This is a genomic window from Streptomyces zinciresistens K42, assembly GCF_000225525.1.
Classification (GTDB): domain Bacteria; phylum Actinomycetota; class Actinomycetes; order Streptomycetales; family Streptomycetaceae; genus Streptomyces; species Streptomyces zinciresistens.
In genome coordinates, this window is sequence record NZ_AGBF01000107.1 from 1 (window position 1) to 23313 (window position 23313).

The window sequence follows — 23313 nt, forward strand, 5'->3', positions numbered from 1 at the left end:
GGGGCGCGGGCCCACCCGCGCTGGGCGGCGCGGGCCGCCGCGGCGGCGCGGGCGACGTCCTCGGCGGCGGCCAGGGTGAGGGTGCCGAGCGCGTCGCCGGTGGCGGGCTCGGTGACGGTGAACTCACCGGCGGACAGGGGGCGGGGCTGCCAGGCGCTGGGGTCGGGCAACGGCATCGTGACTCTCCGTTCGATCGCCGGCGGGACTCACACGGGCAGCGGAAGTCCCGAGTAGTTCGCGGCCAGTTCGGAGGCCGCATGGTGGGAGGCGGTGATCCGGCGCAGACGTGCGAGCTGCATCCGGTGGTCGAACGCGTCCCCGTCCGGCCGGGCGTGCAGCATCCTGGTCATGTCGTCCGAGAAACGGCTCGCCTGCCACACCCGCTGAAGGCACAACTCCGAGTATCTGTCGAGGAGTTGTGAGTCCCCCGTGCGGTGCAGCGTGATCAGGGCACGGGCCAGGACGCGGACGTCGGAGACGGCGAGGTTGAGGCCCTTGGCCCCGGTCGGCGGGACGATGTGGGCGGCGTCCCCGGCCAGCAGCAGCCGGCCGTGGCGCATCGGCTCGTGGACGTGACTGCGCATCGGGGTGAGCGACTTGGCGACGACGGGTCCGCGGCGCAGGCTCCAGTCGGCGTCGACGGCGAACCGGGCGGCGAGTTCGTCCCAGATCCGGCCGTCCGGCCAGTCACCGAGGACGGCGGTGTCCGGCACCTGCAGATACAGCCGGGAGACGGACGGCGAGCGCATGCTGTGCAGCGCGAACCCCCGCTCACTGCGGGCATAGATCAACTCCTCACAGGACGGCGGGACTTGGGCCGTCACGCCGAGCCAGGCGTACGGATACACGTGCGCGTAGGAGCGGCCGAGGCCGGCCGGGAACGCCGCCCGGGAGATGCCGTGGAAGCCGTCGCAGCCGGCCACCCACGCGCAGCTGAGCGCGCGTTCGCGGCCCTCGTGCCGGAACCGTACGACGGGCGCGGTGCTCTCCGCCCGGTCCACGGCCACCGCCTCGGCGCCGAACAGCAGCGGCGGCCCCTCGGCGAGCTGGAGCGCGACGAGGTCCTTCACGATCTCGGTCTGGGCGTAGATCGTCACCGTGCGCCCGCCGGTGAGCGACGGGAAGTCGACGCGATGGCGCTCACCGTCGAAACGCAGCTCGATGCCCCGGTGGACCAGGCCCTCGGCGTCCAGCCGGCCGGCCGCGTCCGCCTCGCGCAGCGCGTCGACCGTGCCCTGCTCCAGCATCCCGGCCCGCTGGCGCCGCTCGACGTGTCCGCGCGTCCGGCACTCCAGGACCACGCAGCCGACGCCGGCGCGGTGCAGCTGCCGGGCCAGGAGCAGCCCGGCGGGACCACCGCCGATGATGCCGACCGTCGTACGCATCGCCACTCCTCCCGGTTTCGACGGTACGTCGGCGCGGCGCGCGCGGCCTCAGCTGGAGTCGCGCGGTACCACCCTCGCGCCCAGGACCTCGTGCGTGCCGGGGGCGGTGCCGGGGCTGCGCACCGCCCGGTCGACCAGCTCCGCGAGCTCCCGGCCGGAGGGCAGGTCGATGTGGACGGTGCTGAGCCGGGGCCGCAGCAGCCGGCCGAGCATGAGGTCGTCCGCGCCGATCACGGCGGTGTCGGCGGGGATGCGGACGCCCGCGTCCTGGAGGGCGCGCATCAGCAGCATCGCGTACTCGTCGTTGTAGGCGAAGACGGCGTCGAGGCCGAGGCCGGGCCAGCGGGCGGCGAGCCGGGCGGCGGACTCCTCGTCGTAGGCGAGGGGGAGTTCGGTGACGGCGGCGCCGGTGCCGTGCAGGGCGCGGCGCACCCCGGCCAGGCGCGGCGCGGAGAAGGCCGCCAGGCCCTCCTCCTCGGGGACGACGACGCCGACACGGCGCCTGCCGCGCTCGGCGAGGTGGCTGCCCGCGCGGTGGCCGACGGCCTCGAAGTCCATCAGCAGGGCGTGGGCGCCCTCGACGGGCCGGGGGCCCAGGGTGACCACCGCGCGGGCACCGGAGCGTTTGAGCACCGTGACGCCCTGCGGGCCGAGGCCGGGACCCGGGACCAGGACCGCGACCGGGCGCAGCTCGGCCCAGGCGCGGGCGGCCTCGTCGCCGTCGACGCCCATGCTGCCGTACTGCACGACGGTGTAGTCGAGGCGGCCGAGCGCCAGCTGGAGGTCGCCGAGGAAGCGGTGGTAGAGGGGGCCGGCGGGGAAGCCGGGGGCGGGCATGAGGACCACGCGGCTGTGTCCGGCGCGCAGGCTGCGGGCGGCGGCGTGCGGCACGTACCCGAGTTCCTTCGCGGCCGCGTGGACCCGGCGGCGGGTGGGTTCGCTGATCCGGACGGCGGTGGCCTTGTTGAGGACGTAGGAGACGGTCGCGCGCGAGACGCCGGCCAGGCGGGCCACATCGGCGCTCGTGGGTAACGGGCGCGGTGCGGGGGAGGCGGGCGCGGGCGTTTTCGGTATCTGCACCATGACGTACGGCATCCTTGCAGAACCCGTGCGCGGGCCCGGCGCCAGGGGCGTGCCGGGCGCTTCGGAACGTGGCCGCCCGCGCCGTCACGCCCCCGTGCGCGTCACCCGGTCCACGAGATCGAGCCAGCCCTTCTCCAGCCGCTCCAACGGCATGCCGCGCTGTCCGGTCAGATGGTGGATCAGCGCGGGGTCGAGGTAGGCCATGAGCGTCTGGCCGAGCAGTTCGCAGTCGGCGTCCGCGACCACCTGGCGCAGCAACATCACCACATGGATGTGCAGGGCCCGGTGGGAGGGGTGGGCGAAGCGCCGGGTCCCGTCCGGCTGGGCGGCGAGCTGGAGGTCCAGCTGCTCCGCCGCGCGGTGGATCACCGCCACTCCGAACGCGCGCAGCCGGTCCGCGGGCGGCGCCCCGGGACCCAGCGGCGGCGGACCGCCGAGGAAGTCCTCCTGGAGTCTGCGCGCGGAGTGGTCCAGCAGGGCGGTGAGCAGTCCGGTCCGGTCGCCGAAGCGGCGGAAGACGGTGCCCTTGCCCACTCCGGCCGCCGCGGCGACGGCCTCCATGGTGACGCCGGCCGCCCCGTGCTCCGCGATCAGCCGGGACGCGGCCTCCAGCAGCCGGGCGCGGTTGCGGGCCGCGTCGGCGCGCAGACAGGGCTCGTCGGGAGCGAGGGCGACCTCCAGCAACTGCCGTGCGTCCACGGGCTCCTCGGGCTTCGGGAAGGGAGGCAGGGCGGCGGACATGAAGACAGGGTAAAGCATCGGAATGAAACTGGACCTCGGTCCGTTTAGAGTGCTAGAAACGTAAGCGGACCTCGGTCCGGATCATTACGGCAGTGTTTCAGCACCCCTTGGAGTTCGCATGTCCGTTCGTATCCTCGCGCTCGTCGGCAGCCTTCGCGCCGGTTCGCACAACCGCCAGCTCGCCGAGGCAGCCGTCAAGCTCGCCCCGCAGGGCGCCGAGGTCGAGCTGTTCGAGGGCCTGGCCGAGATCCCCTTCTACAACGAGGACATCGACGTCGAGGGCGCCGTCCCCGCGCCGGCCGCCCGGCTGCGCGAGGCCGCCCAGGCCGCCGACGCGCTGCTGCTCTTCTCCCCCGAGTACAACGGCACCATCCCGGCCGTGCTGAAGAACGCCATCGACTGGCTGTCGCGCCCGTTCGGCGCCGGCGCCCTCAGCGGCAAGCCCGTCGCCGTGGTCGGCACCGCCTACGGCCAGTACGGCGGCGTGTGGGCGCAGGACGAGACCCGCAAGGCCGTGGGCATCGCGGGCGGCAAGGTGCTGGAGGACGTCAAGCTGTCGATCCCCGGCTCCGTGGTCCGCTTCGCCGAGACCCACCCGGTCGACGACGCCGAGGTCGCCGCCCAGCTGACCGAGGTCGTCGCGCGCGTCCACGGCCACGCGGGCGAGAGCGTCGCCGCCTGACCCGGCGTCCCGCCGCACGAAGGGCCGCCCGTTCCGCGGGCGGCCCTTCGCCGCGAGCGGCCGCGGGCCCGGGGCCGTCCCTCATCACGGGGACGCGCCGCGGGAACACGGCCCGGGATGCTTGTGTGCGCGCTATACAGGCACGAGCTGGAAATTTCAGGGATGACCTATCCTGGAGGTTCATCCACCGGGACGGAGGACTTGGCGCCATGACCGCGACGGACCCCGCGCTCACCGCTCTCGCCCAGGGCTGGTGCGCCCTGTCGCTCCTGCACGGCAGGATCGAGGCGCACATCGAGCGCGCCCTGCAGAGCGGCCACGACCTCAGCGTGCGCGAGTACTCCCTGCTCGACGTCCTCAGCCGCCAGCACCACGGCGAGGGCGGTCACCTCCAGATGAAGCAGGTCGCCGCCGCCGTCGTCCTCAGCCAGAGCGCCACCACCCGGCTGGTGACCCGCCTCGAGGACCGGGGCCTGCTGGCGCGCTACCTCTGCCCCACCGACCGGCGCGGCATCTACACCGACGTCACGCCCGCCGGCCTCGCCCTCCTCGGCGCGGCCCGGCCCACCAACGACACCGCTCTGCGCCAGGCCCTCGACGCCGCCGCGCGCGACCCCGAACTCGCCCCTCTCGTCCACGCCGTGGAGAACCTGCGCGTCCCCGCCTGAGCACCGGCCCGCCACCGCCCCGCCCCCGACCCCGGGCGGGCACCCCCGCCGGTCGTTGACGGGCGCCGCGCCGGGGCCGTACACATGGCCCCATGAGCGCCCCCCGCCTCCCCCTTTCCGGCATCACCGTGGTCAGCCTAGAGCAGGCGGTGGCCGCGCCCTACGCCACACGGCAGCTCGCCGATCTCGGGGCCCGGGTCGTCAAGGTCGAGCGGCCCGGGGAGGGCGACTTCGCCCGGCGCTACGACACCTCCGTGCACGGGCAGTCGAGCTACTTCGTGTGGCTCAACCGCTCCAAGGAGTCCCTGACCCTCGACCTCAAGGACCCGCGCGGCAGGGAGATCCTGCACGGACTGCTCGACGGCGCCGACGTGTTCGTGCAGAACCTGGCGCCGGGCGCCGCCGACCGGCTCGGCCTGGGCACCGACGCCCTCACGCGCGGCCGGCCGCGGCTGATCCCGTGCACGATCTCGGGCTACGGCACCTCGGGGCCGTGGGCCGGGCGCAAGTCCTACGACCTGCTGGTGCAGTGCCAGACCGGTCTGGTCTCCCTGACCGGGACCCCGGCGGAAGCCGCCCGGGTGGGCATCTCCGTCGCCGACATCGCCGCCGGGATGTACGCCTACAGCGGTGTGCTCACCGCGCTGTTCACCCGCGCCACCACGGGCCGGGCGCACCCCGTGGAGGTGTCCCTCTTCGAGGCGCTGGCGGAGTGGATGGGCCAGCCCGCCTTCTACACCAGGTACGGCGGCACCCAGCCCGCGCGCCTGGGCACCCAGCACCCGACACTCGCGCCGTACGGCGCCTACCCCGCCGCCGACGGCCGCCAGGTGCTCCTCTCCGTCCAGAACGAGCGCGAGTGGGCCGTGCTGTGCGAACGGTTCCTGGAGCGGCCCGAACTGACCGGCGACCCGCGCTTCGCCACCAGCTCCGCCCGGGTCGCCCGGCGCGACGAGCTGAACGCGATCGTGGCCGAGCGCTGCGCACGCTCCGGTGCCGAGGAGATCCTCGCCGAACTGGAGGCGCTGCGCATCGCCTGCGCCGGCGTCAACGACGTCGCCGCCTTCCTGGACCACCCGGTGCTCACCGCCCGGGGCCGCTGGAGCGAGGTCGCCCTGCCCGGCGGGGCCGCGGTGCGGGCCCTGCTGCCACCGGCCGACCTCGCGGGACTGCCCGCGCGGATGGACGCCGTGCCGGGGGTCGGCGAGCACACCGAGGCGATCCTCACGGAGCTGGGCCGCGGCGCGGAGGAGATCGCGGCCCTGCGCGCCGACGGCGTCGTGTAGGCCCTTGTGCCACCCCTGGCCGCGGGGCATCGCGGCGTCCGGGGCAGCCGCCGGGCGCGACCGGGACCGCCGCGTCCTCGCCGGTGCCGGGTGGGGCGGGACTACGCCTCGGGTCTCAGCAGATCGGTGTCCCAGCGCAGTTGCCGCGCGAGCACGTCCTCCGGGGACGGGGCACCGGCCGCACCGCGCGGGCCGGGGCCGGACGGGGTGCGGGTGCCGCGCGAGAGGGCCCCGCTGACGGTGATGTTGTGCTCCACGCGCGGGCGCCGCAGCGCCTCGTAGAGGTCGAGCGCGGTGGCGGTGTCCGGGGCGTCCCGCAGGGACTTGGCGAGGACGACCGCGTCCTCCAGGGCCATCGACGCGCCCTGCCCGGTGGCGGGCGACGCCGCGTGGGCCGCGTCCCCGACGAGCAGGCCGCGCCCGGAGCGCCAGGGGGTGGCGGTCGGGATCTCGGTGGCGTTGGTGACGAGGAGGTCGTCGCCGGTGGCGGCGACGACCTCGGCGGCCGGGGTGGCGTCCTTGCTCAGCAGCGGCAGCAGCGACGCGCGCCGGCCGGCCGGGGTGCCGCCCGCGAGGTCGGCGGCGTCGAGCGCCGGGCCCGCCACGCGGGCGAACCAGTACGCCTCGCCTTCGGGCGAGAGCGCGTAGCCGAAGGCGGCGGCGCTGCCGCGGACCATGGTGACCGTCCCGGGCGGGGCGCTCACGGCGACCTCGCGGGCGTAGCCGTAGAACACCCGCTGGCCCGCGTAACGAGGCGGCACGCCCGGGGAGATGAGACGCCGGACCGTGGAGTTCAGCCCGTCGGCGCCGACGAGGAGGTCGCCCGTCGCCGTGGTGCCGTCGGTGAAGTGGGCGGTGACGCCCCGCGGTCCCTCCTCGATCCCCTCGAGCCGCGCGCCGTGCCGGATCGGGATGCCCCGGCGCGCCGCCTCGCCCTGCAACGCGCGGTTCAGATCGCCGCGCCGCAGGCAGCGGTACGCGAACTCCGGGCCGCCGAGCGGGGTGTGGGCCAGCTCGGCGCCCGTGTCGTCCAGGACGCGCATCGACGTCAGCGCGAACCCGAGGGCGCCGACCGCCGCCGACGCGTCCATTCCGGCCAGGGCGCGCATGCCGTTGCTCGCGAGGGTGAGGAAGGCGCCGGCGTCCTCCGCGGAGTCGGGGTGCGCCTCGAAGACGGCGACGTCAAGTCCCGCTCTGTGCAGGGCGAGAGCGGCTCCCGCGCCGGCGATGCCGCCTCCCACGATCAGTAACCGCAACCTCGTCGCATCTCCCCCCGGACGGTCGGACGGCCGCGTGCTCCCGGCCGTCCCTCGTGGAACGCCCCAGGTCCGGCGCTGGTTCCCGAGCGCGCCCCCTGATCGCCGGAAAGTCCGGATCGTACGGCTCCGCACGCGTGCAACCATTCCGCCCGGACGGGAGTCTCCCCTAATATCTGGCACATCACCTCCTGGGGGGACGTAGTGGGACGAAACACAATGGCGTGGGCGACGACCGTCGCGCTCGTGGCCGCGACCTCGGCGGTGGCCGCGATTCCGGCCGAGGCCGCCGCGGGCACCACCACCGAGGCCGCCGCGACGGCCTGCCCGACCGGCTGGGGCAGCCAGCCGGAGACCCGCTCCGCGGGCACCGCGAAGCCGCTCACGAACGTCAGGACCGGCCGGCACGACTGCTTCGACCGCATGGTCGTCGACGTGCCCGGCGCGGGCACCGCCGGACTCGGCTACTCGGTCCGCTATGTCAGCCGCCTCTACCAGGACGGATCGGGCCAGGAGATCGCCGTGGGCGGCGGGGCCGTCCTCGAGGTCCGGGTCGCCGCGCCGGCCTACGACCCCGAGACCGGCGAGCCCGCCTATCCGGCGCGGGCCGGCCAGCGCCTGCCGGGTGTGGACCTGGCGGGCTACCGCACCTTCCGCGACGCGCGGTTCGCCGGCAGCTTCGAGGGGGACACGCAGATCGGTCTCGGCGTCCGGGCCCGGCTGCCGTTCCGGGTCACGGTCGCCACCGACCGCGTCGTGATCGACGTGGCGCACGACTGGACCGGGGCGCGCTGAGCCGGCGGGGCTCCCGGGCGGTCAGGACGCCCGGGAGCCCCGGCGCGTGCGGGGCCGGCTCCGAGACGGTCGCGCCCCTCCCGCGCGACCGGGCCACCCCGTTGGCCAACAGGGCCGTGCCGAAGGGCAGTTCGCGGCACCGCCCGGCTCCGCTCGTCTCCCTTCCCGCTCCCCGGCTGCGCAGGTCCACGCATTTCCCCTCTCCGCCCCCGGTTCCGGAGCGGGACCGGCCACCGCGCACGCCCCCGCTGCGACACGCCGAAGTCGCCCCGGAGGCGCGACGCTTGCCCACGGGCGCTGCGCGGCGGATGCTCGGGCACGGCAGGAGCGTGCGAACTGAGTCAGCGGGACGGAGCCGCGGAAGGAGCCGACATGGACGGCGAGCCGACAGTCACCGACGAGGTCGTCGCGGGCCTGCGGGACACGCACGATCCACGGCTGCGTGAACTGCTGACCGGGCTGGTGCGGCATCTGCACGCCTTCGCGCGCGAGACCCGGCTGACCCGGCGGGAGTGGGAGGGCGCGATCGCCTTCCTGACGGAGACCGGCAAGTCGTGCACGGACACCCGCCAGGAGTTCATCATGCTGTCGGACGTGCTCGGGCTGTCGATGCTCGTGGAAGGTCTGAACGACCCGCACTGTCCCGGCGCGACCGAGTCGACGGTGCTCGGCCCGTTCCATCTGACGCGCTCTCCCGCGCGCGAACGCGGCGCCGACATCGACCTGACGGGCGGCGGCGAGCCGTGCGTGGTGAGCGGGCGCGTGCTGTCCCGCGACGGCGTGCCGCTGCCCGGCGCGGCCGTCGACGTGTGGCAGGCGGACGGCAGCGGCTTCTACGACGTGCAGCGCCCCGACGTGCAGCCGGCGGGCAACGGCCGCGGCCTGTTCACCGCGGACGACGAGGGCCGTTTCTGGTTCCGGACATGTGTGCCGAGCCCCTATCCGATCCCGGTGGACGGGCCGGTCGGCGGTCTGCTGCGGGCCGCCGGGCGGCATCCGTACCGGCCGGCGCACATCCACTTCATCGCGTCGGCGGCGGGGCACGTCCCGGTGACCACGCACCTCTTCGTCGCGGGCGGCGACTACCTGGACTCCGACGCCGTCTACGCCGTGAAGCCGGGCCTGGTCACGGAGTTCGCCCCGGTCGACGACCCGGAGGCGGCGCGGGGGTGGGGTGTGCCGAACCCGTACCGCCACGCCCGCTTCGATCTCGTGCTGGCGCCCGCGTGAGGGACGGCGTGCTCGACTTCTCCCACGAAACCGGGCCGGTGCGCGTCGTGTTCCGGCCCGGTGCCGCCGTCTCCGCGACACCCGGGGAGGTGGCGCGGCTCGGGCTGCGGCGGGTGCTGGTCGTGTGCGGGACACGGGGCGCGGTCACCGCGCGGGCCGTCGCCGGCGCGCTGGGCCCGGTCTGCGCGGGCGTGCACGACGGGGCGCGGATGCACGTGCCCGTCGAGGTCGCCGACGAGGCGGTCCGGGCGGCCGGTTCGGCGGGCGCGGACGGGGTCGTCGCGGTGGGCGGCGGCTCCTCGATCGGGCTCGGCAAGGCGGTCGCGCTGCGCACGGGACTGCCGCTGGTCGCGGTGCCGACCACGTACTCCGGTTCGGAGATGACGCCGGTGTGGGGTCTCACCGAGCGGGGGGCCAAGCGCACCGGCCGCGACGCGCGGGTGCTGCCCCGCAGCGTGGTGTACGACCCCGACCTCACCGTCTCCCTGCCCGTGCCGCTGTCGGTGACCAGCGGCGTGAACGCCCTCGCGCACGCCGTCGAGGCGCTGTACGCCCCCGACACCTCCCCGCTGGTCGCGCTGATGGCCGAGGAGGGCGTACGGGCGATGGCGGGGGCGCTGCCCGAACTGGCCCGCGCGCCGCGGTCGGCGCCCGCCCGCGCGCGGGCCCTGTACGGGGCGTGGCTGTGCGGGTCCTGTCTGGGCGTCACCACCATGGGCCTGCATCACAAGGTGTGCCATGTGCTCGGCGGCACCTTCGGGCTGCCGCACGCCGAGACGCACACGGTGGTGCTGCCCCACGTCCTCGCCCACAACGCGCCCGCGGCCCCGGAGGCGACCGCCGCGGTGGCCCGCGCGCTGGACGCGACCGACGCGCCGCTGGCACTGCGCGACCTCGCCGGCCGTCTGGGCGCACCCCGCTCGCTGGCCGAACTGGGGCTCTCCGGGGCCGACTTGGCGCACGCCGCCGATCTGGTCGCGGGCTCGCCCTGCGCCAACCCCCGTCCGGTCACCGCGGAGGGCGTGCTCACCGTACTGCGAGCGGCCCACGCGGGCGCCCCGCCGGCCTGACGCACCGGAACCCGGGCCGGGCGGGCAGGGGCGATCCGCGGCGCACCGCACGCCCCCCCGCACCGATGGCCGCCGGATTCACCGCCGCACGCGCGAGTGCGGACGAAGCCGGCACCGTGGGCGCGGGCGCCTTCCGGTTCCGCCGCACCCCAGCTGGTTCCCGGACTCCCCTGCCCCCGATGCTCACGGGGCGGTTAAGAATCGCTCAACCCCTGGTTGCGGGGCGGTGATCGCGCGACCATATGGCCATGACACCGGCCCAACGCGCCATGGAGCGCCTGGAAGTCTGGCCCGACCTCAGCTGGGGCCAGGCCGGTTGCGGCGCGGGGCGGGCCCTGCGCTGCGGCCGCAGCGAGATCGTGCATTTCCACTCCGGCCGGGGCAGCGTGGATCTGCACCTTACGCTCCCGGCCGTCGAACGCTTCGGTGACGACCTGCGGGCGTCCACGGCGGTACGGCTGGTGGCGGGGTCGGGCTGGGTGACCGTCCACCTGGACTGCGACGCGGACGTGGAGCTGCTGCTGAGCCTGGTCAGTGTGGCGCTGAAGGCCCACCAGGCCGGACCGCCGACGGCCCCGCGCCCGGACGGACGCGCCGGGTGCAACTTCCGCCGGGTCACGGTACTCCCCCGCGCCGAGGCCGCGACGGGAGCGGGCTGAGCCGCAACTCCCGCATTCCGTCACGGTGTTGAACCGGCCGTCTCCCGTTCGACACCGTGACCCGCACCGCGGCCCGCCGCCCCGCCGCGGGATCGCCGGCCTCGCGCGCGCTCCCGTGGGCCCGCCCGTTCCCGCCGTGCGGCGCGCACCGGACGGCTGCCCGTCCGGCGGCCGTTCCGCCCTCGTTCAGCGCACGAGGCACGGACGCTTCGGGTCGAACGTCCAGCCCTCGACCAGGTACCGCATCCCGGCCGCGTCGTCGCGGCCCGACAACGCCTGCTCCCGGTACAGCTCCTGGGCGGCCAGCAGCCGGTCCCGGTCGAGCCGTACGCCCAGGCCGGGGGTGTCCGGCACGGCGACCTCCCCGCCGGTGATCCGCGGCGGTTCGACGGTGAGCCGCTCGCGCCCCTCCTGCCAGATCCAGTGGGTGTCCAGGGCGTTGTACTCGCCGGGCGCCGCCGCCCCGCAGTGGGCCATCATCGCCAGGGAGATGTCGAAGTGGTTGTTGGAGTGGCAGCCCCAGGTCAGACCCGCCGCGTGGCACAGCTGGGCGACGCGGACCGAGCCCTGCATCGTCCAGAAGTGCGGGTCGGCCAGCGGGATGGACACCGACTGCAGGGCCAGCGCGTGGGTGAGCTGGCGCCAGTCGGTGGCGACCATGTTGGTGGCCGTGGGCAGCCCGGTGGCCCGGCGGAACTCCGCGAGGATCTCACGCCCCGAGTAGCCGTCCTCGGCGCCGCAGGGGTCCTCGGCGTAGGCGAGCGTGCCGAGCAGGGGCCGGCACAGGTCGACCGCCTCCCGCAGGGACCAGGCGCCGTTGGGGTCCAGGGTGATCCGCGCGTCGGGGAAGCGCTCCTTGAGGGCGGTGACGGCCCTGACCTCCTCGGCGCCCGGGAGGACGCCGCCCTTGAGCTTGAAGTCCCGGAAGCCGTACAGCTCGTGGGTGGCCTCGGCCTGGCGGACGACGGCCTCGGGGCTGAGCGCCAGTTCGTGCCGGAGGCGGTACCAGGCCACGGACGCGTCGGGCGCGCGGACGTAGTCCAGGTCGGTGCGGTCGGCGTCTCCGACGTAGAAGAGGTAGCCGAGCATCCGTACCGTGTCGCGCTGCTTGCCGTCGCCGAGCAGGGCAGCGACCGGGACCTCCAGGTGCTGGCCGAGCAGGTCGAGCAGGGCGGACTCGAGGGCGGTGACGGCGTGCACGGTCGTGCGCAGGTCGAAGGTCTGCGCACCGCGCCCGCCCGCGTCGCGGCCGGCGAACCGCTCCCCCACCGCGCGCAGGACGTTCTTGTGGCCGCCCAGCGGGGCTCCGACGACCAGGGGTGCCGCGTCCCGCAGGGTCCGGGCGATCCCCTCACCGCCGGGCACCTCCCCGAGCCCGGTGCGCCCCTCGGAGTCCTCCAGGACGACGACGTTGCGGGTGAAGTACGGGGCGTGGGCACCGGAGAGGTTCAGGAGCATCGCGTCCCGGCCGGCGACGGGGTGGACCGAGAGGCGGGTGACGACGGGCTGTCTCATGACGGGGGTGCCGTTCTCGTGAGGCGGGCGGCGGACCGGGCGGCGCGGAGCCGCTCCGGGACCGGCACCCGGGACGCGGACCCTCGCAGCCCATGTCTACATAGGGGGACGGAGATTATGTCCGTGGACGACCGGGGTCAATGGCTCCGCGCCGGCGGTTTCGCCCCCGCGGGGTCATCCGGTGCCGCCGGCCGCCCGCCAGCCGGTCCAGCGCAGCACCGTCGTCACGATCACCGGGCCGTGCGGCGGCTCGGTCCGGTACCGGCGGTACTTCGCCCGCAGCAGCCCCACGGCGTCCGCGTACCCGGCGGCGTCCCCGTCCTCCGGCGCGTCCGGCGGCAGGATGCGGGCGCCCCCGTCGGCCCTGACCCACCACAGCCGGTCCCAGTCGTCGTCGTAGGCGTCCGCCAGCAGGCAGACGGCGGGGCGTACGGCGATGTTGCGCAGCCGCCGCAGCCGCGGCGACCGTTTCGGCTTGGCGTCCACGGCGGTGACGATCTCGTCGCCGCGCACCGCGAACACCACCGGCACCAGGTGCGGGCGGCCCTCGGGATCGACCGTGGCCAGCCGTGCGACGGGGGCCGCCGCGAACCGCGTGCGTGCTTCGTCCTGCTCCATGTCCGGCATGTCGGCTCCTCAGCCCGGCGGTACACCGTGCCCCCTCCCGGGTACCCCTACCCCACAAGCACCCCGCACCCGGGGAAGGACTCGGCGGATCAGGTGGTGTCAGTGGTCGGTGACACGGACGACGTCATCCAGGCGCGGCGGCGCGGCGAGAGCGGCCATCGCACGGTGCCGCACCCGGACGACGTACGCATCGAGGCGTGGGCGGTGAGCCGGGAGCGGTGCCTGGTGGAGGCCGCGCTGGGCATGGTGGAGTGCTTCGCGGACGTGACGGCGGTGCGGCCCACCTCGGTGGAGCGGGTACGGCTCCGCGAGATCGGCGACCACGAGCTGCTGGCGGCGCTCCTGGACGAGGTCGCCGTCCGGCTCGACGAGGACGGCCTGGTGCCGGTCGACCTGGAGGCCGACGCCACCGAGGGGGAGCTGGACGTACGGCTCGCCCTCGCCGACCTGTCCGAGGCGGCGCCCGCCGCGGCGGAGCCCGCGGACATCTCCTGGCACGGCCTGCGCATCGGACCCGGTCCGTACGGCTGGTCCTGCTCGGTGACGGTCGACGTCTGAGGACGCCCGCCACCGTGCGGGGCGCCGGGGCGCCGGGGCGGCGCGGTGCCGGGGGCTGCCGCCGCGCGGGCCACGCACCGGCCCGGCTCGTCCGCCGCCCGGTTCATCCGCCGCCCGGCTCATCCGCCGCGCAGTGCCGTCAGGACGTCCTCGTCCGTGAGCTGGCCGAAGTCCTCGTACCACTCGCCGACCGAGCCGAAGAGCGCCGGCCGAGCCGGACACACGAACTCGTCCACCAGACCGCGCAGCTCTCCGGCCGCCTCCGGCGCGCAGACCGGCACGGCGAGGACCAGCCGCGCGGGCCGGTGGCCGCGCACCGCGCGCAGGGCGGCGCGCGCGGTGGAGCCGGTGGCCACCCCGTCGTCGACGACGACCGCCGTCCGCCCGCGCAGCACCGGCGGCGGGCGTCCCTGCCGGTAGCGCTCCTCGCGCCGGCGCAGCTCCCGGCGCTCACGCTCCACCACCGGGTCCAGGTCGGCCCGGGTCAGCCCCAGCGCGCGCAGGGTCCGGTCGTCGAAGAGCGGCGGACCGTCGCCCGCGAGCGCGCCCACGCCGAACTCCTCGTGGCCCGGCGCCCCGATCTTGCGGACGACGAGCACGTCCAGCGGCGCCCGCAGCGCCGGGGCGATCTCGCGGGCGACCGCGACACCGCCGCGCGGCAGGGCGAGGACCACGGGATCGGGGAGGGCACCGGCCTCCTGGCGCGGCCTCAGGAGTTCCGCCAGGTGCCGTCCGGCCTCGGCGCGGTCACGGAACCGCATGGGCCGCCCGCTTCACCCGTTCGGCGCGTCGGCGGTGCCGTTGGCGTTCCAGTCGTACGGTCCGCCGCCGCGCCACTCGATCAGCTCGGGATCGTCGATGGCCCGGTCCTCGGCGGGCAGACCCGCGCGGTGGACCAGGTCCATCACGTCGAAGAGGCTGTAGGCGGTCTCCGCCGGCTCGCCGCGGATCGTCACCGGACGGCCGCCGTCCGATTCCGGTGGCATCACCACCACGGGGGGACGCGTGCTCATGACACCACCATGCGCCCTGTGCGCCGGGCGCGCAGCCCGGCGCACCGTGGAAACCGGCCTTTTTGCAGGTGACCGGCGGTCTGGGATGCCCCGAATACGGCCTAATGCTCAGGTGTGACGCTCGCGTAAAGGCACGCGGAAGGGGCGTGCCGCCGGTCGCGGCGGCCTCCTCGTGCCGGACGGGCTCGGCGGACGGTCCGGTTCCCGCCGCCCGACCGGCGAACGGCCCGGCCGGACGTGGAGTGCCGCGCCGAGGGCGGCGGAGGGGCACCCTCCGTGCCGCGGGCCATCCGGGGCCGATCAGGGCGGTGCCATGCCCGTGGAAGTGCGCCCCGCGTCGGTCTTCGCGGACGCCCGTACGCTCGTCGGGCCGAAGTCCCCCGGGGCGAGAGTCTGTTGGCATCTGAGCCACCGCATCCCCCGGCACCCGGCAGGCGACTGCGGGGGCCGGCCCGGGGCGGGTACGCGGCCGGGCTGTGCCGTGCCGATCCCCCGCCCGGAGTCATCGCCCACGACGGCGGCGGGCCGGTGGGCTGGGCCCCGTGGCGCCCCGCGCGGCGACGTCCTCCGCGCGCAGCCGCACGATTCCGCACGTCGACGACCTGCCGGTGTGGTCGCTGTGGTGCGTGCGGGTGCGCCCCGGCCACGGCGGGCGGGGGATCTCCCACACGCGCACCGCCGGCGCGGCCGGTTCCGCCCGGGACCGGGGCGCGCCGGCGACCGAGGCATACCTTCCGGACAACGCGGGCACCCGGGTCGACCCGACGACGGCGTACGCCGGACTGCGCGCGGACTTCGAGCGGGCCGGATTCACGCCCGCGGCGGCCACGGCGTCCGTCCTCGCCGCGGGCGTGCCCGTCCTCGCCGGGCGACCCCGTCCTCGCCGGGCGCCCCCGGATAGTTATGCTGCTCGACCTGCGCTGACGGTCACGCACCGTGACCCCGTGCCGTCGCCCGCTCAGTGCACGGAGAAGCCCCCGTCGACGCAGACGGACTGCCCGGTGACATAGGCGGAGGCGCGGCTCGCGAGGAAGACCGCGGCGCCCGCGAAGTCCTCGGCCAGGCCGTTCCGCCCGACGAGGGTGCGCGCGGCCAGCGCCGCGACCTGCCGCGGATCGGAGGACAGCCGCGTGTTCAGCGGTGTCATCACGAACCCGGGCACGAGTGTGTTGCAGGTGACGCCGTACGGCGACCACGCCTCCGCCTGCGAGCGGGCCAGCGACTCCAGCGCCCCCTTGGAGACGCCGTAGGCGCCGCTCTGCACCAGTGCGCGGTGGGCCTGCTGGGAGGTGATGTGGACGATCCGCCCGAAGCCCCGCTCGGCCATGCCGGGACCGAAGCGCTGTCCCAGCAGGAACGGCGCCTCCAGGTTGACGGCCATCGTGCGGTCCCACACGTCCTCGCCCAGCTCGCCCATGGGGGGCCGCAGGTTGACACCGGCGCAGTTGACGAGGATGTCCGGCTCCCCGAACACCCCGGCGGCCTCCTCGGCGGCCGCCCGCACGCCCTCGCGGGTGCTCAGGTCCCCGCTCACCCACGCCGCCCGGCAGCCGTGCTCCTGAAGCGCCCCGACCGCGGCCGCGAGCTCGGCCTTCCGGCGCGCGACGATCACGACGTCCGCACCGGCGCGGGCCAGGGCCTCGGAGACCGCCCGGCCGATGCCGGAGCTGCCGCCGGTCACCAGGGCGACGCGGCCGTCCAGCGAGAACAGTTCGGAGAGGTAGGCCCGCGAGTTCATGACCGCACCCTAGGGCGAAACACGCCCTGGTGCTGCGGCCGGCGGGGGCCTCGTGTGAGCCCGGCGGGCGCGGGCACTCGAAGTGCCCGGCGGATCCGCCCGGACCGCCGTACGCACCGGAGGTGGAGGACATGGGGCACGGTGGCGACGTCATCGACGAGCTGGTGACCGATCACGGCGAGGTCGCGGAGCTGTTCGGCCGCATCGAGGCCCTGCCGCCCGGCGAGAAGCGCCGCAAGCTCTTCGCCGACCAGGTCACCATGGAGCTGGTCCGGCACTCGGTGGCCGAGGAGGAGTACCTGTACCCGGCCGTGCGCGCGCACGTGGCGGGCGGCGACGCGCTCGCGGACCGGGAGATCGAGGACCACTCCGAGGCCGAGCAGATCATGAAGGATCTGGAGGGCCGCGACGCCGGCGACGCCGAGTTCGACCGGCTCGTCGCCAGGCTGACGACGGAGGTGCGCGCCCATATCGCCGACGAGGAGGAGAACCTCTTCCCGCGGCTGCGCGCGGCCTGCCCGCCCGAGCGGCTCGACGAGCTGGGCGACAAGGTGCGCCGGGCGAAGAAGCTGGCCCCGACGCGTCCGCATCCGGCCGCGCCGGACAAGCCGCCGGCCAACAAGATGCTGGTGCCGGGCTTGGGGCTGGTCGACCGGCTGCGGGACGCCCTCTCGGGCCGCGGCAAGGAGGGCTGACCGCACGCGCGGGGCGGGCGGGGGACGGTTCAGGCGATGAGGGCGCGTCCCGGGTCGAGGCGGTCCTGGAGGGCCGGCCGGTGCAGCGCGGCCACCGGGTCGAGCAGGTCGGGGTGGCGCAGCAGGGCCGCCGCCGCCCGGTCGCGGCTGTCGGGCGAGAGCAGGCGCCGGAACGCGGCCGGAGTGCCGTCGCCTGGGCCGAGGGCGGCCACCGCCCGCCGGGCCAGGGCCAGGTCGCCGAGCAGGCAGGCCGCCCAGCTGGCCACTACCTCGTCCACCCAGGTGCGCCAGGCGTCGTCGTGCGTGCCGGTACGGTCCCCGGGGGCGGCGCCGGTGATCAGGTCCAGGGCGGCGGAGCCGCCGGGGCCGGCCATGCCGACCAGCGCGGCGTCGGTCGGGGTCGGGTAGCGCAGCCGGGCGGCGACGGTGACGGCCTGCCGGGCCTGGGCCTCCCCGAGGGCTTCGGAGAGGGCGCCGCCGCACGCCGGGTAGGAGCGGGTGAGCCAGTGGGTGGTCGCCGCGATGAGCGGGGAGAGGTCTGCGAGCACTGCCGGGCCGTCCGAGGTACTGGCGGGAACGGGGGGGGTCGTAGCACCGTAGCCCGCCGTCCCCGGTTGCGGACATGCCCGGGGCCGGATGCAAGGCGTGGCCTCGCCCACACCGCGACGCCCGCCCCGGGCCGCGAGGGGCCGGGACGGGCGTCGGACGGGCGGCGAAGGGATCAGCCGAGGCCGATCCGGTCGAGGTTCATGACCTTGACCCACGCCTCGACGAAGTCGTGCACGAACTTCTCCCCGGCGTCGTCGCTCGCGTAGACCTCGGCGAGCGCGCGCAGCTCGGAGTTCGAGCCGAAGACGAGGTCGGCGCGGGTGCCGGTCCACTTGACCTGGCCCGAGGCGTCCCGGCCCTCGAAGGTGGCCTGGTCCTCGGAGGTGGACTTCCACGTCGTGCCCGGGTCGAGCAGGTTGACGAAGAAGGCGTTGGTGAGCGTGCCCGGCGTCTGGGTCAGCACGCCGTGCTTCGAGCCGCCCTGGTTGGCACCCAGCACCCGCAGGCCGCCGACCAGGACGGTCATCTCGGGGGCGGACAGGGTGAGCAGGTTGGCGCGGTCCAGCAGCAGGTACTCGGCCGGCAGGCGGTTGCCCTTGCCGAGGTAGTTGCGGAACCCGTCGGCCACCGGCTCCAGCGCCGCGAAGGACTCGGCGTCGGTGTGCTCGTCGGTGGCGTCCACCCGGCCCGGGGCGAACGGCACCTCGACGGCGTACCCGGCGTCCTCGGCGGCCTTCTCCACGGCGGCGGAACCGCCGAGGACGATGAGGTCGGCCAGGGAGACCTGCTTGCCGCCGGCGGCGTTGAACTCCCGCTGCACGCCTTCGAGGGTGCGCAGGACCGTGGCGAGCCGGTCGGGGTCGTTGGCCTCCCAGCCGCGCTGCGGCTCCAGCCGGACGCGGGCGCCGTCGGCGCCGCCGCGCTTGTCGCTGCCGCGGTAGGTCGAGGCGGACGCCCAGGCCGTGCCGACCAGCTCGGAGACGCTCAGGCCGGAGTCGAGCAGCGTGGCCTTGAGGGCGGCGACGTCGGCGGCGTCGAGGGCCTCACCCCGCGCCTCGGGCAGCGGGTCCTGCCACAGGAGGGTCTCCTGCGGGACCTCCGGGCCGAGGTAGAGGGCCTTCGGGCCCATGTCGCGGTGGGTCAGCTTGTACCAGGCGCGCGCGAAGGCGTCCGCGAACTCCGCGGGGTTCTCGTAGAAGCGGCGGGAGATCGGCTCGTAGATCGGGTCGAGGCGCAGCGACAGGTCGGTGGTGAGCATCCGCGGGCGGTGCTTCTTCTCCGGGTCGAAGGCGTCCGGGACGATCTCGGGGGCGTCCTTGGCGATCCACTGGTGGGCGCCGGCCGGGCTGACGTCCGGCTCGTACTCGAACTCGAAGAGGTTCTTGAAGAACCCGTTGCCCCACTGCGTCGGGGTGGTGGTCCAGGTGACCTCCAGGCCCGAGGTGATCGCGTCCTTGCCGACGCCCGTGCCGTAGGTGCTGCGCCAGCCCAGGCCCTGCTCCTCCAGGGAGGCGGCCTCGGGGTCGTTGCCCACGTGGTCGGCGGGGCCGGCGCCGTGGGTCTTGCCGAAGGTGTGGCCGCCGGCGATGAGGGCGACGGTCTCCTCGTCGTTCATCGCCATGCGGCGGAACGTCTCCCGGATGTCGCGGGCCGCGGCGATCGGGTCCGGGTTGCCGTTGGGGCCCTCCGGGTTGACGTAGATCAGGCCCATCTGGACCGCGCCGAGCGGGTTCTCCAGCTCGCGGTCACCGCTGTAGCGGCGGTCGTCGAGCCAGGTGGTCTCGGGGCCCCAGTACACGTCCTCCTCGGCCTCCCAGACGTCCTCGCGGCCGCCCGCGAAGCCGAACGTCTCGAAGCCCATCTGCTCCAGGGCGACGTTGCCGGTGAGGATCATGAGGTCGGCCCAGGAGATGGCCTGGCCGTACTTCTTCTTCACCGGCCACAGCAGGCGGCGGGCCTTGTCGAGGTTGCCGTTGTCCGGCCAGCTGTTCAGCGGGGCGAAGCGCTGCTGGCCGGCCCCGGCGCCGCCGCGGCCGTCGCTGATGCGGTAGGTGCCGGCGCTGTGCCAGGCCATGCGGATCATGAGCGGGCCGTAGTTGCCGAAGTCGGCGGGCCACCAGTCCTGCGAGGTGGTGAGGATCTCGGCGATGTCCTGTTTCACGGCCGCGAGGTCGAGGCCCTCGAAGGCCGCGGCGTAGTCGAACTTCTCACCGAGGGGGTTCGCCACGTCGGGGTTCTTGGCGAGGATCTTCAGGTTGAGCCGCTCGGGCCACCACTGGCGGTTACCGCCGCCCTGGGTGGGGTGTGCGGCGCGATCGTGCGCGACGGGGCAGCCGCCGGTGCCCTCCGCCTTCGCGTCGGTGACGATCGCATCGGGGTTCTCAGCCATGGGAAACCTTCCGAACTAGGTGGATCACAGTGCTGGGGGCGCACCGCTGGCGGTGGAGCAGTCGGGGCACAGGCCCCAGTAGATGACCTCGGCCTCGTCGATGGCGAAGCCGTGGTCGTGGGACGCGGTCAGGCAGGGCGCCTCGCCGACCTGGCAGTCGACGTCGGCGACGGCACCGCAGGACCGGCACACGATGTGGTGGTGGTTGTCGCCGACCCGCCCCTCGAACCGGGCCGGACTGCCGGCCGGCTCGATACGTCGTACGAGTCCCGCGGCAGTGAGGGCGTGCAGCCCCTCGTAGACGGCCTGCAGGGAGACATGACCCACGCGATCACGCACCCCCGAGGCGATGGCCTCTACACCGAGGTGGTCGCCGGCCCGGACGGTGTCCAGCAGCGCGACCCGCGCCGCCGTCACCCGCAGGCCGGCGCCGCGCAGCTCCTCGGCGGGGGTCGGAGTCCGGGATGCGGTCATGGCGCACAACCTACCGCGCCAAACACGAATGATTCAAGAAAACGAATGATGAAACTCTGGCGTGTCGGACCGCCCGGCCCGTCACCCCGCCGACCCCACCTTTTTCCTCCGGATGGCGTCCGGTGGCGCACATGACACTCCCCGACCACCCCCAAAGCGCGAAAAAACGTGTCGTCCGACATCGGGCCACCCCGTTGCGTCAAGGGCTCCATTGCTCGCAGACCCAAGCGAACTCGATGGAGGAATCACGCATGCTCGGCAGACACACCGCGGCGGGCCGCCGCGCCGCCCTGACCGCTCTCGGCACCCTCGTCCTCACCGGCGTCACCACCGCGGCGGCCGCCGAGCCGCCGCCCGCGCCCCTGCCCGCGTCCGTCGCGGCGCAGACGGTCGGCGCCGACCGGCCGGCGCCCGCGGTGCTGCGCGCGCTGGAGCGGGACCTCAGGCTCACGCCGGGACAGGCCGCCGAGCGGCTGGTCAACGAGGCCGAGGCCGGGGTCCGCGCGGGCCGGCTGCGCACCGCGCTGGGCGACCGGTTCGCCGGGGCCTGGCTCAGCGGGTCGACCGCCACCGACCTCACCGTCGCCACCACGGACGCCTCCGACGTGACGGCCATCACGGCGCAGGGCGCGAAGGCCGCGGTCGTCAAGCGGACCCTCACCGACCTGCGGGCCGTGAAGGAGAAGCTGGACGCGGCGGCGGGCCGCGTCAAGACGCTGGAGACGCCCGTCTGGTACGTCGACATCCCCACGAACCGGGTCGTCGTCCGCGCGACGAAGCGGTCGGCCGCCACCTCGTTCATCACCAGCGCCGGGGTCCGGGGCAAGGGCGTCGGCGTGCTCGTGTCGCCGGCCCGGCCGCGGCTGCTGGCGGACCTGGTCGGCGGGGAGGCGTACTACATCCAGAACTCCGCGCGCTGCTCCATCGGGTTCTCCGTCACCAAGGGCGACCAGCAGGGCTTCGCCTCGGCCGGGCACTGCGGCAACCCCGGTGACACCACCAGCGGCGCCGACATGTCCGCCCAGGGCGAGTTCAAGGCGTCGACCTTCCCCGGCAAGGACATGTCCTGGGTCGCCGTCAACAGCGGCTGGACCGCCACCGCCGACGTCAAGGGCGAGGGCGGCCAGCGCACCCAGGTCACCGGCTCGGTCCAGGCGCTCGTGGGGGCGTCGGTCTGCCGTTCCGGCTCGACCACCGGCTGGCACTGCGGCACCATCCAGCAGCACGACACCAGCGTCAGCTACTCCGAGGGCACCGTGGACGGCGTCACCGAGACCACCGTGTGCGCCGAGCCGGGCGACTCCGGCGGCCCCTACGTCTCCGGCTCCCAGGCCCAGGGCGTGACCTCCGGCGGCTCCGGTGACTGCACCAGCGGCGGCACCACCTTCTACCAGCCCGTCAACCCGATCCTCAGCGAGTTCGGGCTGGTGCTGAAGACGGCGACAGCCCAGCAGGGCACGCCCGCCCCGCAGGACAGCGCCGCGGCCGCCAAGTGGGCCGCCGGGCGGGTCTACGAGGCCGGTACGACGGTGACCCACGCGGGCGTGCGCTACACCTGCCTGCAGAGCCACCAGGCGCAGGGCCGCTGGTCGCCGACGGCGACGCCGTCCCTGTGGCAGCGGATGTAGCGGACCGGGAAGGGGCCGTACGGCTTCCGGTGCGGGCACGGGCGTCACGGTCCCGCACCGGCCGGCCGGCTCGTGCCGTGACGCTACGGCCCGCTCTGCGCGAGGAGCCCGTACGCGGTGGCGATGAAGGGGTCGCGGGCCCGGAAGCGCCGGGTGCACAGCGCGGCAAGGGCGGTGCCCGTGTCGGGCCGGAAGCCCAGGAACGCCTGCTGGCCGAGGGTGGCGCCGCTGTGGAAGTACATCGGCCCGGCGTCCGTGGGGTGCCGGAACCAGGCCATCGTGTGCACGTGCCGGCGGCCGGGGCCGCGCCGCAGCACGGGGGTGCGCACCGCGCGCAGCGCCCCGGCGAGCGGGGAGCCGTCCGGGTCGAGGTGGGCTTCGAGGAAGGTGAGCAGGTCGTGCGGTGTGGCGCGGACCGCGCCCGCCGCGTCGAAGCCGCCCGCGTCGAAGGGTGGGGTGGGGGTGCGGCCGTCCTTGCCGTGGCCGACGGCGTCCGCGGCCGGGCCGCCGGGGCGGGGCGCGGTGCCGTGCAGCCCGAGCGGGCGCAGCACCTGGGCGCGCAGCAGTTCCTCCCACGGAGTGCCGGTCAGCGTGCTGAGGGCGTGGCCGAGGACGGCGACGCCGAAGTTGGAGTAGTGCCAGCGGGTGCCGGGCCGGTGCCGGGGGCGGTGCCGCAGGAAGGCGGCGACCACCCGCTCGGCGGGGTAGCGGCCGTAGGGGGCGGTGCGCCAGGCGGGCAGGGCCCGCGGGTAGAAGTCCGCGGGCAGCGCGGGCAGTCCGGCGGTGTGGGTGACGAGGTGGGCGAGCGTCACGGGGTCGGGGCCGGCGCGGCGGCCGGGGTCCAGGCAGCGGGCGGCCGGCTCGCCACCGCTCAGCACACCGCGTTCGACGAGCCGGGCGAGCAGCAGCCCGGTGAAGGTCTTCGACGCGGAGCCGATCTCGTAGCGCAGGTCCGGGCGGGGTACGGGGGGCCGGGGGCCGGTGCCGCCGTGGTGCACGACGCGGCGGCCGTGCCGGGACACGGCGAGGACGACGTTGATCATCTCTGGAGGACTGTGCTGATGGAACAGCTGCCGATCGTCCGCCCCGGCGAGCGCGTGGTCGCGCGGTCGGACGGCAAGGGCGGCTTGATCCTGGGCGTGGAGAAGATCAAGGGCCGGGAGTTCGCCGCGAGCGCGGAGTGCAGCGGCTACGTGCTGGACGCCCGGCTGCTGATGGACGTGCCGGCCTTCAACGGTGATCCCCTTGTGCGTGATCTCCAGGACAGCCTGT

Annotated in this window: 24 protein-coding genes and 2 pseudogenes; 12 read left to right on the top strand and 14 right to left on the bottom strand. The window is 75.1% G+C overall.

What is annotated here, in order from left to right; translation table 11 throughout:
• The 4 genes from SZN_RS40105 to SZN_RS24065 form a co-directional block, all read right to left on the bottom strand.
• On the bottom strand, positions 1-176 hold a 176-nt coding region (locus SZN_RS40105), incomplete at its 3' end, for an aldehyde dehydrogenase family protein (protein WP_007499666.1).
• Between the two features lie 30 nt (positions 177-206).
• Complete coding sequence (locus tag SZN_RS24055) at positions 207-1385, bottom strand: 4-hydroxybenzoate 3-monooxygenase (RefSeq protein ID WP_007499668.1); 1179 nt, start codon at positions 1383-1385, stop codon at positions 207-209.
• A gap of 48 nt (positions 1386-1433) precedes the next feature.
• Positions 1434-2468, bottom strand: a complete 1035-nt coding sequence (locus SZN_RS24060) for a LacI family DNA-binding transcriptional regulator (RefSeq protein WP_078508880.1) — start codon at positions 2466-2468, stop codon at positions 1434-1436.
• 84 nt (positions 2469-2552) lie between these two features.
• Entirely contained in the window at positions 2553-3227 is a 675-nt protein-coding gene (locus tag SZN_RS24065) for a TetR/AcrR family transcriptional regulator (protein ID WP_007499672.1), read from the bottom strand.
• A gap of 100 nt (positions 3228-3327) precedes the next feature.
• On the opposite strand from SZN_RS24065, the gene SZN_RS24070 reads away from it, so the two are divergent.
• From SZN_RS24070 to SZN_RS24080, 3 genes are all read left to right on the top strand, one after another.
• On the top strand, positions 3328-3891 hold the full coding sequence (locus SZN_RS24070; protein WP_007499674.1) for an NAD(P)H-dependent oxidoreductase: 564 nt from the start codon (positions 3328-3330) through the stop codon (positions 3889-3891).
• A 209-nt stretch (positions 3892-4100) separates the two neighbouring features.
• Complete coding sequence (locus tag SZN_RS24075; protein WP_007499676.1) at positions 4101-4559, top strand: MarR family winged helix-turn-helix transcriptional regulator; 459 nt, start codon at positions 4101-4103, stop codon at positions 4557-4559.
• A 92-nt stretch (positions 4560-4651) separates the two neighbouring features.
• Complete coding sequence (locus SZN_RS24080; RefSeq protein ID WP_043732736.1) at positions 4652-5845, top strand: CaiB/BaiF CoA transferase family protein; 1194 nt, start codon at positions 4652-4654, stop codon at positions 5843-5845.
• Between the two features lie 101 nt (positions 5846-5946).
• On the opposite strand, the gene SZN_RS24085 is transcribed toward SZN_RS24080, so the two are convergent.
• A complete protein-coding gene (locus SZN_RS24085) occupies positions 5947-7101 on the bottom strand; it encodes an FAD-dependent oxidoreductase (protein WP_043732740.1) in 1155 nt (384 codons plus the stop codon).
• Between the two features lie 219 nt (positions 7102-7320).
• Here SZN_RS24085 and SZN_RS24090 point away from each other — a divergent pair, with 219 nt between their 5' ends.
• From SZN_RS24090 to SZN_RS24105, 4 genes are all read left to right on the top strand, one after another.
• Positions 7321-7896 carry an AMIN-like domain-containing (lipo)protein gene (locus tag SZN_RS24090; RefSeq protein ID WP_007499683.1) on the top strand — a complete coding sequence of 192 codons (576 nt, stop codon included), beginning with the start codon at positions 7321-7323 and terminating at the stop codon, positions 7894-7896.
• 372 nt (positions 7897-8268) lie between these two features.
• Entirely contained in the window at positions 8269-9126 is an 858-nt protein-coding gene (locus SZN_RS24095; protein ID WP_007499685.1) for a dioxygenase family protein, read from the top strand.
• An 8-nt stretch (positions 9127-9134) separates the two neighbouring features.
• Positions 9135-10196 (top strand): maleylacetate reductase, encoded by a 1062-nt coding sequence (locus SZN_RS24100; RefSeq protein WP_007499687.1) that lies wholly within the window; start codon positions 9135-9137, stop codon positions 10194-10196.
• 248 nt (positions 10197-10444) lie between these two features.
• Positions 10445-10855: a luciferase domain-containing protein gene (locus SZN_RS24105; protein WP_043732755.1), complete on the top strand. Its 411-nt coding sequence runs from the start codon at positions 10445-10447 to the stop codon at positions 10853-10855.
• A 186-nt stretch (positions 10856-11041) separates the two neighbouring features.
• Here SZN_RS24105 and SZN_RS24110 read toward each other — a convergent pair whose 3' ends face one another.
• Together SZN_RS24110 and SZN_RS24115 are read right to left on the bottom strand one after the other, a co-directional pair.
• Positions 11042-12370 carry an enolase C-terminal domain-like protein gene (locus tag SZN_RS24110; RefSeq protein WP_007499691.1) on the bottom strand — a complete coding sequence of 443 codons (1329 nt, stop codon included), beginning with the start codon at positions 12368-12370 and terminating at the stop codon, positions 11042-11044.
• A 174-nt stretch (positions 12371-12544) separates the two neighbouring features.
• Positions 12545-12997: a TIGR03668 family PPOX class F420-dependent oxidoreductase gene (locus SZN_RS24115; RefSeq protein ID WP_007499692.1), complete on the bottom strand. Its 453-nt coding sequence runs from the start codon at positions 12995-12997 to the stop codon at positions 12545-12547.
• A gap of 93 nt (positions 12998-13090) precedes the next feature.
• On the opposite strand from SZN_RS24115, the gene SZN_RS24120 reads away from it, so the two are divergent.
• A complete protein-coding gene (locus SZN_RS24120) occupies positions 13091-13555 on the top strand; it encodes an archease (RefSeq protein WP_007499694.1) in 465 nt (154 codons plus the stop codon).
• 119 nt (positions 13556-13674) lie between these two features.
• Here the strand turns inward: SZN_RS24120 and SZN_RS24125 are convergent, their stop codons facing one another.
• Both SZN_RS24125 and SZN_RS24130 read right to left on the bottom strand, forming a co-directional pair.
• Positions 13675-14316: a phosphoribosyltransferase gene (locus tag SZN_RS24125; protein ID WP_007499695.1), complete on the bottom strand. Its 642-nt coding sequence runs from the start codon at positions 14314-14316 to the stop codon at positions 13675-13677.
• A 12-nt stretch (positions 14317-14328) separates the two neighbouring features.
• A complete protein-coding gene (locus SZN_RS24130) occupies positions 14329-14568 on the bottom strand; it encodes a hypothetical protein (protein ID WP_043732747.1) in 240 nt (79 codons plus the stop codon).
• A 313-nt stretch (positions 14569-14881) separates the two neighbouring features.
• Between SZN_RS24130 and SZN_RS42770 the strand changes: the two are divergent.
• Positions 14882-15431: pseudogene (locus SZN_RS42770) on the top strand (GNAT family N-acetyltransferase); the annotation flags it as partial.
• Positions 15432-15526: 95 nt separating this feature from the next.
• Here SZN_RS42770 and SZN_RS24135 read toward each other — a convergent pair.
• On the bottom strand, positions 15527-16306 hold the full coding sequence (locus tag SZN_RS24135; protein WP_007499699.1) for an SDR family NAD(P)-dependent oxidoreductase: 780 nt from the start codon (positions 16304-16306) through the stop codon (positions 15527-15529).
• Between the two features lie 131 nt (positions 16307-16437).
• On the opposite strand from SZN_RS24135, the gene SZN_RS24140 reads away from it, so the two are divergent.
• Positions 16438-17001: a hemerythrin domain-containing protein gene (locus SZN_RS24140; RefSeq protein ID WP_007499701.1), complete on the top strand. Its 564-nt coding sequence runs from the start codon at positions 16438-16440 to the stop codon at positions 16999-17001.
• A 29-nt stretch (positions 17002-17030) separates the two neighbouring features.
• On the opposite strand, the gene SZN_RS24145 is transcribed toward SZN_RS24140, so the two are convergent.
• From SZN_RS24145 to SZN_RS24155, 3 genes are all read right to left on the bottom strand, one after another.
• Complete coding sequence (locus SZN_RS24145; RefSeq protein ID WP_007499704.1) at positions 17031-17549, bottom strand: hypothetical protein; 519 nt, start codon at positions 17547-17549, stop codon at positions 17031-17033.
• Between the two features lie 173 nt (positions 17550-17722).
• A complete protein-coding gene (katG, locus tag SZN_RS24150; protein ID WP_007499706.1) occupies positions 17723-19939 on the bottom strand; it encodes a catalase/peroxidase HPI in 2217 nt (738 codons plus the stop codon).
• A gap of 24 nt (positions 19940-19963) precedes the next feature.
• Positions 19964-20413, bottom strand: a complete 450-nt coding sequence (locus SZN_RS24155; RefSeq protein ID WP_007499708.1) for a Fur family transcriptional regulator — start codon at positions 20411-20413, stop codon at positions 19964-19966.
• Positions 20414-20664: 251 nt separating this feature from the next.
• Here SZN_RS24155 and SZN_RS24160 point away from each other — a divergent pair, with 251 nt between their 5' ends.
• Complete coding sequence (locus SZN_RS24160) at positions 20665-22041, top strand: alpha-lytic protease prodomain-containing protein (protein ID WP_007499711.1); 1377 nt, start codon at positions 20665-20667, stop codon at positions 22039-22041.
• Positions 22042-22124: 83 nt separating this feature from the next.
• Here the strand turns inward: SZN_RS24160 and SZN_RS24165 are convergent, their stop codons facing one another.
• The gene (locus tag SZN_RS24165; RefSeq protein WP_007499713.1) at positions 22125-23084 is read right to left on the bottom strand and encodes a serine hydrolase domain-containing protein; all 960 of its coding nucleotides are present in this window, start codon (positions 23082-23084) and stop codon (positions 22125-22127) included.
• Between the two features lie 18 nt (positions 23085-23102).
• Here SZN_RS24165 and SZN_RS24170 point away from each other — a divergent pair.
• Positions 23103-23313: pseudogene (locus SZN_RS24170) on the top strand (hypothetical protein); the annotation flags it as partial.

What these genes read in the sequence shown, in the direction of transcription:
- SZN_RS24110 (WP_007499691.1), bottom strand. Translation starts at nt 12,370, where the DNA reads ATGAGACAGCCCGTCGTCACCCGCCTCTCGGTCCACCCCGTCGCCGGC.
- SZN_RS24155 (WP_007499708.1), bottom strand. Translation starts at nt 20,413, where the DNA reads ATGACCGCATCCCGGACTCCGACCCCCGCCGAGGAGCTGCGCGGCGCC.
- katG (WP_007499706.1), bottom strand. Translation starts at nt 19,939, where the DNA reads ATGGCTGAGAACCCCGATGCGATCGTCACCGACGCGAAGGCGGAGGGC.
- SZN_RS24165 (WP_007499713.1), bottom strand. Translation starts at nt 23,084, where the DNA reads ATGATCAACGTCGTCCTCGCCGTGTCCCGGCACGGCCGCCGCGTCGTG.
- SZN_RS24075 (WP_007499676.1), top strand. Translation starts at nt 4,101, where the DNA reads ATGACCGCGACGGACCCCGCGCTCACCGCTCTCGCCCAGGGCTGGTGC.
- SZN_RS24160 (WP_007499711.1), top strand. Translation starts at nt 20,665, where the DNA reads ATGCTCGGCAGACACACCGCGGCGGGCCGCCGCGCCGCCCTGACCGCT.
- SZN_RS24060 (WP_078508880.1), bottom strand. Translation starts at nt 2,468, where the DNA reads ATGGTGCAGATACCGAAAACGCCCGCGCCCGCCTCCCCCGCACCGCGC.
- SZN_RS24130 (WP_043732747.1), bottom strand. Translation starts at nt 14,568, where the DNA reads ATGAGCACGCGTCCCCCCGTGGTGGTGATGCCACCGGAATCGGACGGC.
- SZN_RS24080 (WP_043732736.1), top strand. Translation starts at nt 4,652, where the DNA reads ATGAGCGCCCCCCGCCTCCCCCTTTCCGGCATCACCGTGGTCAGCCTA.
- SZN_RS24090 (WP_007499683.1), top strand. Translation starts at nt 7,321, where the DNA reads ATGGCGTGGGCGACGACCGTCGCGCTCGTGGCCGCGACCTCGGCGGTG.
- SZN_RS24115 (WP_007499692.1), bottom strand. Translation starts at nt 12,997, where the DNA reads ATGCCGGACATGGAGCAGGACGAAGCACGCACGCGGTTCGCGGCGGCC.
- SZN_RS24095 (WP_007499685.1), top strand. Translation starts at nt 8,269, where the DNA reads ATGGACGGCGAGCCGACAGTCACCGACGAGGTCGTCGCGGGCCTGCGG.
- SZN_RS24140 (WP_007499701.1), top strand. Translation starts at nt 16,438, where the DNA reads ATGGGGCACGGTGGCGACGTCATCGACGAGCTGGTGACCGATCACGGC.
- SZN_RS24070 (WP_007499674.1), top strand. Translation starts at nt 3,328, where the DNA reads ATGTCCGTTCGTATCCTCGCGCTCGTCGGCAGCCTTCGCGCCGGTTCG.
- SZN_RS24125 (WP_007499695.1), bottom strand. Translation starts at nt 14,316, where the DNA reads ATGCGGTTCCGTGACCGCGCCGAGGCCGGACGGCACCTGGCGGAACTC.
- SZN_RS24105 (WP_043732755.1), top strand. Translation starts at nt 10,445, where the DNA reads ATGACACCGGCCCAACGCGCCATGGAGCGCCTGGAAGTCTGGCCCGAC.
- SZN_RS24065 (WP_007499672.1), bottom strand. Translation starts at nt 3,227, where the DNA reads ATGCTTTACCCTGTCTTCATGTCCGCCGCCCTGCCTCCCTTCCCGAAG.
- SZN_RS24055 (WP_007499668.1), bottom strand. Translation starts at nt 1,385, where the DNA reads ATGCGTACGACGGTCGGCATCATCGGCGGTGGTCCCGCCGGGCTGCTC.
- SZN_RS24135 (WP_007499699.1), bottom strand. Translation starts at nt 16,306, where the DNA reads ATGAACTCGCGGGCCTACCTCTCCGAACTGTTCTCGCTGGACGGCCGC.